The sequence below is a fragment of the Wandonia haliotis genome (assembly GCF_039523435.1).
GTDB lineage: Bacteria > Bacteroidota > Bacteroidia > Flavobacteriales_D > Crocinitomicaceae > Wandonia > Wandonia haliotis.
On sequence record NZ_BAAAFH010000022.1, the window covers coordinates 809,240 to 824,002 of the forward strand.

General features: G+C 41.6%; 8 protein-coding genes. 5 read left to right on the top strand and 3 right to left on the bottom strand.

The features are described 5' to 3' along the window. Positions 1-38: 38 nt before the first annotated feature. A complete protein-coding gene (locus ABDZ97_RS16225; protein WP_343790263.1) occupies positions 39-1,442 on the bottom strand; it encodes a DUF4301 family protein in 1,404 nt (467 codons plus the stop codon). 83 nt (positions 1,443-1,525) lie between these two features. Between ABDZ97_RS16225 and ABDZ97_RS16230 the strand changes: the two genes are divergently transcribed. The 3 genes from ABDZ97_RS16230 (at position 1,526) to ABDZ97_RS16240 (ending at position 3,234) form a co-directional block, all read left to right on the top strand. After that, complete coding sequence (locus ABDZ97_RS16230; protein WP_343790266.1) at positions 1,526-2,290, top strand: O-methyltransferase; 765 nt, start codon at positions 1,526-1,528, stop codon at positions 2,288-2,290. 18 nt (positions 2,291-2,308) lie between these two features. After that, positions 2,309-2,854 (top strand): cob(I)yrinic acid a,c-diamide adenosyltransferase, encoded by a 546-nt coding sequence (locus ABDZ97_RS16235; RefSeq protein WP_343790269.1) that lies wholly within the window; start codon positions 2,309-2,311, stop codon positions 2,852-2,854. 158 nt (positions 2,855-3,012) lie between these two features. Continuing rightward, positions 3,013-3,234 (top strand): DUF2795 domain-containing protein, encoded by a 222-nt coding sequence (locus tag ABDZ97_RS16240; protein WP_343790272.1) that lies wholly within the window; start codon positions 3,013-3,015, stop codon positions 3,232-3,234. Positions 3,235-3,281: 47 nt separating this feature from the next. Here the strand turns inward: ABDZ97_RS16240 and rsmA are convergent, their stop codons facing one another. Both rsmA and ABDZ97_RS16250 read right to left on the bottom strand, forming a co-directional pair. After that, on the bottom strand, positions 3,282-4,058 hold the full coding sequence (rsmA, locus tag ABDZ97_RS16245; protein ID WP_343790277.1) for a 16S rRNA (adenine(1518)-N(6)/adenine(1519)-N(6))-dimethyltransferase RsmA: 777 nt from the start codon (positions 4,056-4,058) through the stop codon (positions 3,282-3,284). 25 nt (positions 4,059-4,083) lie between these two features. Then, entirely contained in the window at positions 4,084-4,458 is a 375-nt protein-coding gene (locus ABDZ97_RS16250; protein WP_343790280.1) for a toxin-antitoxin system YwqK family antitoxin, read from the bottom strand. Positions 4,459-4,594: 136 nt separating this feature from the next. Between ABDZ97_RS16250 and ABDZ97_RS16255 the strand changes: the two genes are divergently transcribed. Continuing rightward, positions 4,595-7,429 carry a MopE-related protein gene (locus ABDZ97_RS16255; RefSeq protein WP_343790283.1) on the top strand — a complete coding sequence of 945 codons (2,835 nt, stop codon included), beginning with the start codon at positions 4,595-4,597 and terminating at the stop codon, positions 7,427-7,429. A 157-nt stretch (positions 7,430-7,586) separates the two neighbouring features. After that, entirely contained in the window at positions 7,587-14,762 is a 7,176-nt protein-coding gene (locus tag ABDZ97_RS16260) for an HYR domain-containing protein (protein WP_343790286.1), read from the top strand. Position 14,763 lies beyond the last annotated feature (1 nt).

Consider the following 14,763-nt stretch of genomic DNA (forward strand, 5'->3'; position numbering starts at 1 on the left):
GATAAAAGTCATTCTTCGCTCCTAAAATAACTCTTATATTATCTGTGAGCGGTATCCAGAAGATCCAAAACCGTCTTTACAGGTGAAAATGAGAGACTTGAGACTTCAACAAAAATAGTCATCCAATCTGCCATCCCCCCATTCCATAGTCCGGGTTGTTCTGCGAACAAAATATCTTTACCATGGTAACGCTTTCGAACAACAAAATAGGAATCATCGTCTCTGAAATTTTTCAAATTCAATTTATTCCCATTCAGATCATGCACATCACAAGCCAGCATAACCGGATTAAAGTGAGAACTTTTCACCATCACAGTAAACTGCTCTCCTTCATTTGAAATCTGTGCTTTTTCAACAATTTGCTTTGATACCTTTCCGTTTTTATTCTTTACCCAAAAAGGTCCTCCTCCGGGTTGTCCTTCATTTTTCACCATTCCACACACTCTTCTCGGACGATTCATCCAATCGATCAATTCTCTATCCGTCAATTCATCAACAAACATTGTGGAATACGCTAATTGATATTCGGAAATAAGTAATTTCAAAGCCTCTCTATCGACCTCTCCACCTGACACAACCTGTCTCAACTTTTCATTTACCTCAAGAAGTATCCCCCCCAACAAACGAAAATCATCCATAGAATGCTCAGACACACTACCATGCTGTACATTATCAATATTCTTTATGAACAGAATTGCATCATCCATTTCGTTCAGGTTATCCAATAACGCACCATGTCCTGATGGGCGCGTCAAAGCTCTTCCGGGTTCAACCTCAACGATATCTCCATCCGTAGAAAAAGCAATACTATCTGTATCTTCATCCTGACAAGAAAATTCAGCAATTATATCATATCCGGAAAGCCTTCTTACTTCTTCAATTGAATCGGCTATCAACTTTTTGAATTTGGGATTAACAGTAAAATGAGCTTTGGATATACCTCCATTCAAAGTTGCTGCTTGTAAAACATGCTCCTGAAAAGGGTTTAGGATGAAATATCCATAATAATGAAATGGCACCAGTCCTTTCGGTAACATACCCAACCCCAATCCTTCTTCACTAACTATGTATCGTACAAAACCGGACAGATCCACCTTACCATTCTCCAGCCTATCTTTCATCGGACGGTCTATCTTCCGATAAAAAGCAAAATCCTCCAGGTGATTTAAAAATCGCTCCACCTGCCCCCTATTAACATCATTCGGCTCTTCTATAAAATCATATAGAAACTGAAACATCCGCGACCCTGATCCTGACGCCGGAATAAAGAACCCCGGAAGCACTTTTGTCGAATTATACAACTTCCTGTAATACCCTTTCATTTCGGGTGTTACCTGAAGTATTCCATTTCCAATCCGGCAAGGCTCTACCAGATTCACTTTCGGATGATCTCCGAAAACCTGCGCTCTTTGATGAGATATAATCGTGTCTGTAATAGTCATTCCGTAAAAATAACAAGCTATATTCTGTCGCTAAGTAACAAAATATTATGTTTCATTCGTAGTTTTTCGTTCTTTTGCAAGGTATGAAACGCCTCCCGTCTATATTTTATTATGTATTCAGATCAAAAAAGAGACATGGTACACATTCTCCGTTTGTTTATGAATTTGTAGACAAGTGTATCCGCCATAAACCAGGCCCGAAAGAACAGCAGATTATTCGGTCGTATCAAAAAAAGGTAAAACGGGACACTACCCTCATTCAGGTAGCTGATTTTGGAGCAGGGTCTAAAAAACTGGGACAACAGCGACAGATAAAAGAGATCTATTCCATCGGGAAATCCGGAAAAAAATATGGTCAGTTACTCTTCTCTCTGACCCGGTACTATCAACCCAAACGAATACTTGAGATGGGTACATCTTTGGGCACCGGAACCTTGTACTTACACCTGGGAAACCCTTCCGCACAGTTGACCAGTATTGAAGGATGTTCGAAAACCCTGGCTTATACTATCGAAAATTTCCCAGTTCATTCAAAACAGATTCAATTCATTCAGGAAACTTTCAAGGATTACCTGAATCGGTATGATGGTGAAAAATTTGATCTGATTTTTATTGACGGCGATCACAGAGGAGCTTCACTCAAAGAATATGTCAGACAATTACTCCCACATACACACGACCATACAATTTGGATACTGGATGACATTCGCTGGTCTGACGATATGTGGCAGACCTGGCAGGAGATCAGCCAGCAAGAGAACTTTCATGTATCCATGGACCTACTTCGAATGGGAATATTAGTCTTGCGCCCTGAACAATTCAAAGAACATTTTTATATTCATATATAACTTCAAAAAGAACTTATCATGAAAGTATATACACGTAAAGGAGATAAAGGAGAAACATCACTGATTGGTGGACGAAGAGTTCCTAAATACGCATTACGTATCGAAACGTACGGAACAGTGGACGAGTTAAATTCGCACATTGGCTTGATTCGCGATCAAGACCTCAATGACGATCATGTTACCGTACTTCTGGAGATTCAGGACAGACTGTTTACGATCGGAGCTATTCTTGCTTCTGATCCAAGTTCTAAGATGAAAATTCCTGAATTACATGACGCAGACATTGCTTATCTCGAAGAATCTATAGATAAAATGGATGCCGAACTGGAACCCATGAGAAGCTTTGTTCTTCCCGGCGGAAATACAACTGTTTCCTTTTGTCATATAGCCAGATGTGTCTGTCGCAGGTCCGAAAGACTGGTAATAGAGTTATCTCATTCTGAAGAAATTGATGAGAAAGTCATTGCCTACCTGAACCGTTTAAGTGATTACTTGTTTGTTTTATCAAGAAAGCTTACCAGTGAAACAGGTGCTACGGAAATTCCATGGACACCAAGAATGTAGAAAAGAGCAGCGAAACTTTCTTAAAAACTGAAAGTCAGCAACAAAGAAAAGTGTAACGAAATAACACAATTAAAGTTAATTAATCTAAAAAAACTTGTTTGTAATGCCAAAAAATCTATTTTTGCGCAAAATTAGGAACCACTAAAAGAAGGAGAGTTATGTACTGGACACTTGAATTAGCATCCTACCTCGAAGATGCACCATGGCCGGCAGCTAAAGATGAGCTGATTGACTACGCGATGCGTACGGGAGCTCCTCTTGAGGTTGTTGAGAACCTTCAGGATCTTGAAGATGAAGGTGAAATTTACGAAAGTATCGAGGATATCTGGCCTGATTATCCAACCAAAGAAGACTTCTTCTTTAACGAAGATGAATACTAGCAACAGATATAAAGAATCTTAGTAAAGGCCCGTTTTGCGGGCCTTATTTATTTCCGATCTACCCTATTCGTTAATTCGATAAAATCATCCACGGATAGTCGTTCAGGACGAAGATTAAATATCTCTTGCGATGTATCCAGTCCTGCAAGTAATGGCTTAAGGGAATTTCTCAGCGTCTTTCTTCTTTGATTAAAAGCCATTTTAACCACTCTCTTGAACAACTCTTCATCACAATCAAGTCGCTCGCGTTGGTTTCTGACCATTCGTATTACACCGGATTTCACCTTGGGCGGAGGTGTAAAAACATGTTCATCCACAGTAAAACAATACCTGATATCATAAAATGCCTGAAGAAATACACTCAAGATTCCATATGCTTTTTTTCCGGGACCTTCTGCAACACGCTCGGCAACTTCCTTCTGAAACATACCAACTACTTCTGGAACCTGATCTCTATTTTCAACTATTTTGAAAAGAATCTGGGAAGAAATATTGTAGGGGAAATTTCCGGCAATGGCAAAAGGCTCGGCACCGAAATACCGATCAAAATCTTCTTTTAAAAAATCCCCTTCAAAAATCCGGCCTTTCAGATCCGGAAAGTTGGACTTTAAATAATCAATTGACTCTGTATCAATATCAATAACATACGTATCAAAATCATTTCGTTTTAACAGATAGGTTGTCAACGCACCCATTCCCGGACCAATTTCCAGAACCTTTTTATATGCCTCCCCTTCATTCTTTAACTCATCAGCTATCTGCTGACAAATTTCCGGGGCATTCAAAAAATGTTGTCCCAGGTGCTTTTTTGCCTTTACCGTCATGCTGACAAAGATAGGTCAAAAACAATTACTGTTTAGGACGACCCAAAGCATATTCAACCTGCTCAATCAATTCTCCTTCGTCATTGTAATACTTAAAAACTCCATGATGCAGATTTTCATAAAAAGTTCCTTCCTCTACAAGAACACCTCCTTCATTGTATAACTCAAATTTACCATGGTTCTTTCCATCGACAATTTCTCGTACCTGCTTGACATTTCCGTTCGGATAAAAAACCTTACAAACGCCATTATACGGAACCGTACGGTCCGTCTCATACAAATGGTTATAAGCAACATCAAGGTTAAGACGCTCACAATCTACATATTCTTCTTTTTTTTCCTCTGAACAAGCCCCCAAAGTAAGTGATATGGAGAGTAACAAAAAAAACGAATTTCTCATAGTACAAATTTACGCGTTTTCAATCACGCCCCTGTTAAACCTTGTTAAAAACCCAACCTAACATTGTGAAGAGTTTAATGTTCTGATAACAGTCTATTTCAAATAAAAATAAGACCTTTGCAAAAAATAGTATATTATGAGATTTAATTACCTTTCTATCCTCCTGTTGGCTTTGTCAATAGGAATTGGTTACTCAGGAAACTCCCAGGTAACCACAACCATTGATTTTGATGATGACACCAAATGGACAGGTCCTGCCAGTGGTTATGGAGTACGTGAATACACCGATGGAATTTTTCATGCTATAAGTAACAACGCCTTTCTACAAACGACGGCTGCACAAGATGGCTTTCCCGGTGCAAACGGAACCTATGCGTGGAGACTCAGAGATGCAACAGATTCTTATTGGACAGCAACTGTGGCTAGCGGAGGAGTATCTGATTTCAACGTAAATATCAGAAGATGGGATAATAACCCAGAAGCTATTTATACATTGGAATACTCTATAGACGAAGGTGCAAACTGGGTTCTAGTTGAAAATATAAACGCTACAACACTTAATGACCAAAGTGATTTTGTAAATTTCTCAGGAACAATTAACTCAGCAGCTACTAATATAGCTGTTCGTGTTAGTCGTGTTTCAGGAGAACGGGTAATGATTGATGATTTCCAGTGGACATCGTATACAGGAACCTCTTGTGATACAGAATCTAATATTACAGAGACAGCTTGTCAATCCTATGATTTCTATGGAACAACACTAACATCTTCAGGTACCTATCAACATGTTATAGCTGATGCTAACGGACCTGGGTGCGATGAAACAGTTAACCTTACACTGACTATTGTTTCCGGATATACATATTATGCGGATACTGATAATGATGGGTTTGGAGATCCAAACTCAACAACAGAAGCATGTACAGTACCAGTCGGTTATGTTGATAATGCGGATGATTGTGATGATACAGACCCTGCAATCGGAGAAGCTTCTCTAACTTTCTACGTAGATGCTGACGGAGATGGTTTTGGAGCCGGAACTGCCGTTTTGTTCTGTGCAGACCCAGGAGCCGGATACTCTGCAAACGCTGACGATTGTGATGATAACGATAATACGATTTACCCGGGAGCTACAGAAATAATGGACGACGGTATCGATCAGGATTGTGACGGACAGGATGCTTCTGCTTTGGGTACACAATTCGGAATATACGAATTTAACGGGTCTTCAGACTGTAACACACAGGATCTTGCAGCAACAGTAATCTCAGCAAACGTTACTTTCTCTGATTACGGATCAAGTAATACCAACTGTACTTCAGGATCAGGGTACTTCAATCGTTCAGGTTGGAATCAGACAGCTACTTTAGATGACACACAATACAATGAGTTCACAATCACACCTGCTGATTGTTACGAGATAACACTTACAAAAATAGAATTCCTTCACAGAAACAGTGGATCAGGAGGAACACCAACATGGACACTACGTTCAAGTCTGGATAACTATGCTGCTGATATTGCTACGGGACAATCCAATACTTCAGATCAAACGGCAACAGTTTTACTACCTGTTGATTTTGAAAATATCGGTGCTGTAACTTTCCGTTTTTATATCACAAACATGGAAGGTACAGGAGGTGCAACCTGGAGAAATGATAATGTAACGGTTTACGGTTTTGAAAACACGATCTCTCCTTCTACTTTCTACGCTGATGCAGACGGAGACGGATTTGGTGACATGAACGAAAGTGTTCAGGCTTGTTCTGCACCGGCAGGATATGTTGACAATGACGGTGATTGTGACGACACAGATGCAACTATTAACCCAAATACAATTTGGTACCTTGATGCTGACAACGACGGATTTGGTGATGACAACTCGACCGTTCAAACTTGTGAACAGCCAATGGGAGGAAATTATATCCTAACTGGTGGTGATTGTGACGACAACGACAACACTGTTTATCCGGGAGCTACTGAAATTTGTGACGGAAAAGACAATGATTGTGATGGATCAATCGACAACGGTCTTCAATTCACAGATTATTATGTTGACGCAGATGGAGATGGATACGGGACAGGTGCTCCACAATCTTTGTGTGCTGACCCTGGAGTTGGCTACGCAACAAACGACAGTGATTGTGATGATACTGATGCCAACATTACAACAGGTACTCTTTACTATGAAGATCAGGATAATGATGGGTTTGGTGCCGGAACAGGCACTGAATTCTGTACTGATCCTGGAGCCGGATATGTATTAAACAATGATGATTGCGATGACACAGATGCAGACATCAATCCTAATACAATATGGTATCTTGATGCTGATAACGATGGATTCGGAGTTGACGGAACAACTGTTCAGGCATGTGAAGCTCCTTCAGACAATACATACGCATTAGTTGGTGGTGACTGTGATGATAACGACAATACTGTTTATCCGGGAGCAACGGAAATTTGTGACGGAAAAGACAACGATTGTGACGGTTCAGTTGATAATGGTTTACAATTCACTGAGTACTTTGTTGACAATGACGGTGACGGATTCGGAGCAGGAGATGCTATTGAATTTTGTGAAGATCCAGGAAACGGATACGCACTAACAGGAGATGATTGTGATGACAATGATGCTACAATCTACCCTGGAGCTACTGAAATTCCTAATGATGGAATTGATCAGGACTGTGACGGAGAAGATATGAGTACAGTAGGATTGGATGAGAATACCGTTCTTTCTTTCTCTGTTTCTCCAAACCCATCTAACGGAGAAGTTGTAATTCGCTTGTCTTCTAACTTCAATGAATCTTCGGTTGATGTTTATGCTCTTACAGGAGAATTGGTTATGAGCAGTTCTTTCAACGGAGCATCGACAAAGCTTGATCTTTCTGAATTGAATACAGGAATGTATTTGATTAAAATCTCTAACACTTCTGGAACTTCAGTTCAGCGTGTAGTGAAAAAATAAGAATTTCTTATAAAAAATAGCAAAGGGCGGAATTGTATTCCGCCCTTTGTTTTTAGGTACTCACTCCGCCATATCGACGAGCAGACTAAAAAACATGACAAAAGTCATTTTTAACCCTATCAACATCGTCGTAACTTAAAGGAAATGAGTTTGCCTTATGAAAAATTCTACCACCCCAAATCGAAACACTTTCATAAAAGTGGTGGCTATTCTAGCCACAGTTGTACTCAATCAGAACATATTGGTTGGTCAAAGTCAACTGCCCGAATGTCAATCCACAGTTCCTTTTTTCACTTTGGATTTGAGTTCAAACCCTGATAGCACATATACAACACCGGAAATCACCAGAAATGGCCAGTGTTGTGGAGATGATAATAATCAAAATTATGTCTCCTTTTATGTTACTCTACACCCGGATGTTGCCATGGTTGAAATCGGAATTGCACCCGGTTATGCAGATCCGGGAGGCTCTGGTTTCTACAATATTATTTCCGGTGGTGACCTTTCAACCCCCGGAGCCTGTGGTACTGATATCGCCGGAGGACAAACCGCCTGTATAACCGGCGAAGGCCCCCACAAAATTACGTATCACAAACCTGGTAGTAACAAGGTTAAATACTACCTGCGCCAGATTCCCAAACCCATTTTCCCGGAAGATGCAACAACCCGCATCGGTTGTAGTTATCCAATGAACATATATGGGTTGGAAAGTATCGTCATTCGCTCCATCAATTCATCAACAGGAGAGATCACTCCGGGAGCCTTCAATTCACTTCTGAGTTGTACAGATTGTTCAACACCGTCTTTTACTCCGGGACTCACTACTCCAGAATGGATCGATTATGAAATCTGCGGATCTCCTATAGCTTCCGTTTGTGGTGTTTATGCTTCTTGTGATACAATACGTTTATACACAAGACAAGCGCTGGGAGCTTCTGTCTCACCCAACCCGGCAACCTTCTGTCAGGGAGGCGCAGGTGTTGACCTCATTGCAGCTGGTACAGGAGGTGACATGAATTACTCGTATACGTGGAGAAACAGTTCTAGTTCCATTGTTAGTACAGGTAATGCTTACACCGCCTCCTCTCAAGGAACTTATACAGTTGAGGTAGCCGATGGTTTAAATAGCCCGACTTGTCCTTCTTATTACCTTTCAGTTCCAGTCACCGAAAGCGAACCTCCTATCGTTAACGCAGGTATTGATCAAACTGTATGCGCCCAGTCTCCCGATGTTTTCTTAACCGGGTCTGTTGAAAACGCAACCGGAGGAATTTGGTCAGGAGGATCTGGTACTTTCGACCCTGATGCTAATGCATTGTTAACAATCTATTCTCCTTCTGCCAGTGAAATAAATGCCGGATTTGTAACGCTCACACTGACATCAACAGGGGCAGGGGGAGGATGTACAGATGCTTCAGATGAAGTAACCATATTCTTTTCTGATACAGTTGTAATCAACCCACTATTCTCTCCTATTCAATGTGCAAATCAGTCAACTGTTATAGATGCCAATGTTTCCGGAGGAACTGCTCCATACACCTACTCCTGGTCAACAGGGTCAACAAATTCACTTCTGTCTGTTACCGCCGGAACCTATGGACTACTCGTAGAAGACCAGTATGGCTGTAGTCAATATACCACCGTATTGGTTACAGAACCGGAACAATTAACCATTGAACTTTCCAGTAATCCGACTTCCGATCCCAATCCCGCTGTCTGTGACGGAAATGCTACGGTCTCCATTAACTTTGGAACACCTCCCTACTCGATTCTTTGGTCTAACGGAGAAACTACTGCCACAGCCTCTGGATTATGTTATGGTATCCACACGGTAACTGTAACTGATGCCAATGGTTGTATTGTCGAAGGTAGCACCGTAGTAAGTAATCCACTTTGCTCCTCGCTTGATGCTCAAATTATTAGCAAATCGGATGTCAGCTGTCATGAGGGTTCAGATGGTGAAGCAACTGTCCAGGCAACAGGAGGAGACGGAAACTATACGTATCAGTGGAATTCTACACCTTCTCAGACAACTGCAACTGCAACCAATCTGGTGTCAGGTGTGTATGAAGTTACTGTAACTGACGGATCAGGTTGTCAGTCTATCGCCATGACAACCATCTACCAGCCAACAGTTATCAATAATTACATCATCAGTTCCAATGCTACAAGTATCGGAGGCAATGACGGATCAGCAACTGCAAACCCATCAGGAGGAACACCTCCTTATTCCTATCTGTGGAATCCAACCGGACAAATCACACAAACAGCAGACAATCTACTATCAAACACGTATTACCTGACAATAACGGATGATAATGGTTGTTTAAAAGAAGATAGTGTATTCATCAGCCAGCCACCTTGTAATAATTTCACACTTGGTATCAGCAGAACAAATGTGTCATGCAATGGCGCCGCTGACGGAACAGCCTATCTACTCATAGCTTATGGGACAGCTCCATATACAATTACCTGGTTCAAAGAAGGTGTTTCTTTCGCATACAACACGGTTTCTGTCAGTGATCTTTCATCCGGAGATTATACGGTTGAAGTTACTGATGCTTCAAATTGCACCACTTTCAGGAACTTTACCATTGTTGAACCTAACACATTGAGCATAGGGTTAACCCCTACCAATATAAGTTGTTATGGTGCAGATGACGGAACAATAGATTTAAGTATATCAGGAGGAACCTATCCCTATTCTTTCGAATGGTATCGTGGATTAACACTCATAGCCAACCACGAGGATTTATCAAATTTATCTCCGGGAACTTACTCTGTAACAGTTACCGACGCAAATAGTTGTAGCACTTCCTCTTCGGTAGGTATTATGGAACCGCTGGCATTACAACTAGCGACCTCATCTACCGATATAACCTGTTTTGGATACTCCGATGGTACGCTTAATGCCAATGCGTCAGGAGGAACTACTCCTTATTATTTTGCATGGACAGGTCCTGGTGGATTCAACTCTACAGCTTCCTCGTTAACAGGACTTGAAACCGGATTATATCAGGTTCAAATCACTGATGGAAATTTCTGTAATCTGAACTCTGTTGTAGAAGTATATATTAATGAACCACAACAAGTAGAAATTGATAGTTTCTCAGTTGCATGTCCAATCCCCGGATCATCGACAACTGAAGTAGAAGCCATTTCCATTCACGGAGGTGACGGAGGGCCATACCAGCTATCATTTGACAATGGAGCTAACTACCAGTCTCCAGGCGATTATACTTCCGCTCTTGATATAGGTTTTACCTATTTTGTAACTGTAACTGACAACAATGGGTGTTCTTCTGATTCACCTTATGAGATCGTTATAAATCCTGCAGTAGAAATAACCGCTATTTCTTTCAACCCCTGTATTCCGGAAGGTGTATCACAAATACCTGTTTCCATTACAGTTTCAGGAGGAACGGAAGGAAGTTATGCTATCTCACTGGACGGAGGAGTAACTTATGAAACAGCAGGAATCTACACATTTAACCTGAATAGTAACACATCTTATTCCATTGTAGCCCGGGATAGTAATAACTGTATTTCTTTGCCTTACGAAATTGTTATACCCGCAGAAATAATTCTTACTCCTACATTAGCGTCTGAAGTGAGTTGTATAGGAGAAGCGGACGGAGAAATAAACCTTTCTGTTACCGGTGGCACTACTCCTTATTCCTTCTCCTGGTCAGGTCCGGATTCGTTCTCGGCAAATACTCAAAACATCACAAATCTCTCGGCAGGAAATTATACAATCACCGTAACAGATCAAAATAACTGTATAAGATCCACATCAATTGAGGTCACAACATTTCCGGATGTAACCATCCCTGAAATTGTATGTCCGACTGCTATCGTTGTCAACAATGATCCGGGAGTATGTGGTGCAGTAGTCAATTATAGTGAACCTATAGGTACAGACAATTGTCCCGGCGCATCTACTTTACTTATGGAGGGAATGCCCGACGGGTCAGTTTTTCCAGTTGGAATAACCAATGTGAGTTACGAAGTAACTGATCTAGCGGGTAATTCATCAGATTGTTCTTTCACTATAACAGTTATTGATAATGAACCCCCTATTTTACTATGCCCTGAGGATATCAATACATTCGCGGAAGAAGACAAATGTTCTGTTTCTTCCATAAATGTTGATCTGGGAAGTCCTATTGCAAGTGACAATTGTACACTTAGTTCTCTATCCAATAATGCACCTGCTTCCTTCCCTGTAGGGACAACCATTGTCACCTGGACAGCAGAAGACAATCATGGTAATATAAGTACCTGTGAACAAAGTGTACTGGTATCTGACACTCAAGTCCCTGTTATTATTTCCTGTGGCAACTCTGGTGATGTTGTTGTAACTTCAGACCCCGGAATATGTACCTATACACATTCAAGTAATTCATGGGATGCGCTTGCAACGGATAACTGCACAAACATAGTACTTGAAGTTGAATTAACTGGAGCTACAGTATACAGCGGAAATACGTTGAATGGTATTGTATTTAACCCGGGGCTCACTCAGGTTGTTTGGACAGTAACAGATGATGCTGGCAATAGCTCCTCTTGTGAATATACTGTTACAGTAGAAGACGAAGAAGCTCCCGTTCTTATCAACTGTCTTGATTCCGATCAGACTGTTACAACTGATCCGGATGAATGTTCCTATACCGTTTCAGGAAATGCATGGGACGCAACTGCTTCGGACAACTGCTCGGTTGAAAGTATAACCGCAGAGCTCTCGGGAGCGACCATTGCCTCAGGATTAAACTCTCTTGACGGAATAGCCTTCAACATCGGAACCACAACTGTAACATGGACTGTAACAGACGGTTCAGGAAACAATGTCCAATGTATTTTCGATGTAATTGTGGAGGACAATCAACTGCCGGAGCTTATTAATTGTGTTGGATCTGATCAATCCGTTACAACCGATCCGGATGAATGTTCCTATACCGTTTCAGGAAACGCATGGGATGCTACTGCTTCGGACAACTGTTCGGTTGCCAGTATAACCGCAGAGCTCTCGGGAGCGACCATTGCCTCAGGATTAAACTCTCTTGACGGAGTAGCCTTCAACATCGGAACCACAACTGTAACATGGACTGTAACAGACGGTTCAGGAAACAATGTACAATGTGTTTTCGACGTAATTGTGGAAGACAACCAGTTGCCGGAGCTTATTAACTGTGTTGGATCTGATCAATCCGTTACAACCGATCCGGATGAATGTTCCTATACCGTTTCAGGAAATGCATGGGATGCTACTGCTTCGGACAACTGTTCGGTTGCCAGTATAACCGCGGAGCTCTCGGGAGCAACCATTGCTTCAGGATTAAACTCTCTTGACGGAGTAGCTTTCAACATCGGAACCACAACTGTAACATGGACCGTAACAGATGGTTCAGGAAATAATGTACAATGTGTTTTCGACGTAATTGTGGAAGACAACCAGTTACCGGAAATCGTAGATTGTCCTTCAGGAATGTCTGTTAACACAGACAATGGAAGTTGTGGGGCTATCGTAAACTGGGAGGAACCTTCAGTAATTGACAATTGTGCAAATGCAAGTATATCCGGCTCTCATAGTCCGGGAATGTTCTTTGAACCGGGAATAACAACTGTTATGTATACAGCTATTGATGCAGCTGGTAATGAAACATTTTGTTCATTTACTATCGAAGTAATTGACAATGAACTCCCCGAAATTTCATGTAATGCACCTATTTTCAGTTGTGATCCTGTGGTTACGTATTCAGAACCGGTTGCAAGTGATAACTGTGAAATAGCCACAGTAACCCGAACAAGTGGCTTAGCCAGTGGATCAACTTTCCCTGTTGGAACAACTACCATCACATACGAAGCGGTAGATATCTCAGGAAACGTTTCTACTTGTTCATTTACCGTTACGATACACCCTCTTCCTGAACCAGTTATCAGCTCAGAGAATGTCTCTTGTTATGATTTTGAAGATGGTTCAATGGATCTAACTGTTAACAACGGTACTTCTCCATATACCTATGAATGGTCCAATGGTTTTGACTCTGAAGATCTGTCCGGACTCTCACCGGGAACTTATTCCGTGATCGTCACAGATGCAAATGGTTGCTTAGGAACTGCCTCAGGAACTATTTCCCAACCCGATCAATTGACACTTGCAAGCGAAATAATGCCTGTGTTATGTAATGGTGGAAACAGCGGAGCAATACAAACAGAAGTATCCGGAGGTACTCTTCCCTACGCATTCCAATGGAGTAACGGAGCTACTTCCCAAAATGTGAACGATCTGAATGCCGGCATCTATAGTCTTTCTGTTACGGATGCAAACGGTTGTAGCCTTGAATTCACTGGCGAAGTAATCGAACCGACAGAATTAATCATTCAGAATCAGGTAACGAGTGCGACCTGTGAAGCCTCCAATGGTTTTATAGCCACTCAGGTAAGCGGAGGAGTAACACCCTATTCCTATGCATGGAGCAACGGAAGCTCTGAGATGAACCTTACAGATGTCCCTTCCGGCGAATATTCACTTACAGTTACAGATGCAAATGGTTGTCAAAGAACGATTAATCTTTCTATCTCTTCTGAAAGCAACCTATTAGCAAGTGTACAGGGAGAGCATGTAAATTGTAGTGGAAGGAACAACGGTTCAGCTACTGTAACGGTCTTGAACGGAAACGCTCCTTATTCTTACCTATGGTCTAACGGAGAAACAGAATCTACAATAGGAGGTTTATCGCCTGGAATTTATACGGTCTCCGTATCCGACGCTTATGGCTGTTCTGTTGATTTAAGCATTGTTATCTCAGAACCCGAAGCCCTGGAGCTCGAACTGGATCCTTCGCTTTACAATTCAGCTTTCAATGTGTTCCCTTATGGCAATGATAATGGATTTATTGATGCCTCTGTTTCCGGAGGTACTGCTCCCTATTATTACTCCTGGAGCACAGGAGACAGTTCCTCTTCGATAACCGGATTACAAGCCGGAGAGTACTCTCTGACAGTAACCGACATGAATGGATGCTCCAGATTTGCGTCTGTACTACTTATTCAACCGGACATTCTCGAAATGCCGAACGGCTACTCACCAAATGGTGATGGTAAGAATGATTTCTTTGTTATCCGGGGACTTGATAGTTATCCATCCAATGAATTTACCATCTACAACCGATGGGGAAACATTGTTTACCAACGCAGCAATTACGACAACACCTGGAATGGTGATAATAACCGGGGAGAAGCACTTCCTGATGCCACCTATTTTGTCATTCTTCATGTCGAAGGAGCTGATGGAACAATTACCCTCAAGGGGTATGTGGATTTAAGAAGATAAA

Excerpts from the sequence above, each read along its gene's own strand:
- ABDZ97_RS16260 (WP_343790286.1), top strand. The coding sequence starts at position 7,587 with ATGAAAAATTCTACCACCCCAAATCGAAACACTTTCATAAAAGTGGTG.
- ABDZ97_RS16225 (WP_343790263.1), bottom strand. The coding sequence starts at position 1,442 with ATGACTATTACAGACACGATTATATCTCATCAAAGAGCGCAGGTTTTC.
- rsmA (WP_343790277.1), bottom strand. The coding sequence starts at position 4,058 with ATGACGGTAAAGGCAAAAAAGCACCTGGGACAACATTTTTTGAATGCC.
- ABDZ97_RS16255 (WP_343790283.1), top strand. The coding sequence starts at position 4,595 with ATGAGATTTAATTACCTTTCTATCCTCCTGTTGGCTTTGTCAATAGGA.
- ABDZ97_RS16230 (WP_343790266.1), top strand. The coding sequence starts at position 1,526 with ATGAAACGCCTCCCGTCTATATTTTATTATGTATTCAGATCAAAAAAG.
- ABDZ97_RS16240 (WP_343790272.1), top strand. The coding sequence starts at position 3,013 with ATGTACTGGACACTTGAATTAGCATCCTACCTCGAAGATGCACCATGG.
- ABDZ97_RS16250 (WP_343790280.1), bottom strand. The coding sequence starts at position 4,458 with ATGAGAAATTCGTTTTTTTTGTTACTCTCCATATCACTTACTTTGGGG.
- ABDZ97_RS16235 (WP_343790269.1), top strand. The coding sequence starts at position 2,309 with ATGAAAGTATATACACGTAAAGGAGATAAAGGAGAAACATCACTGATT.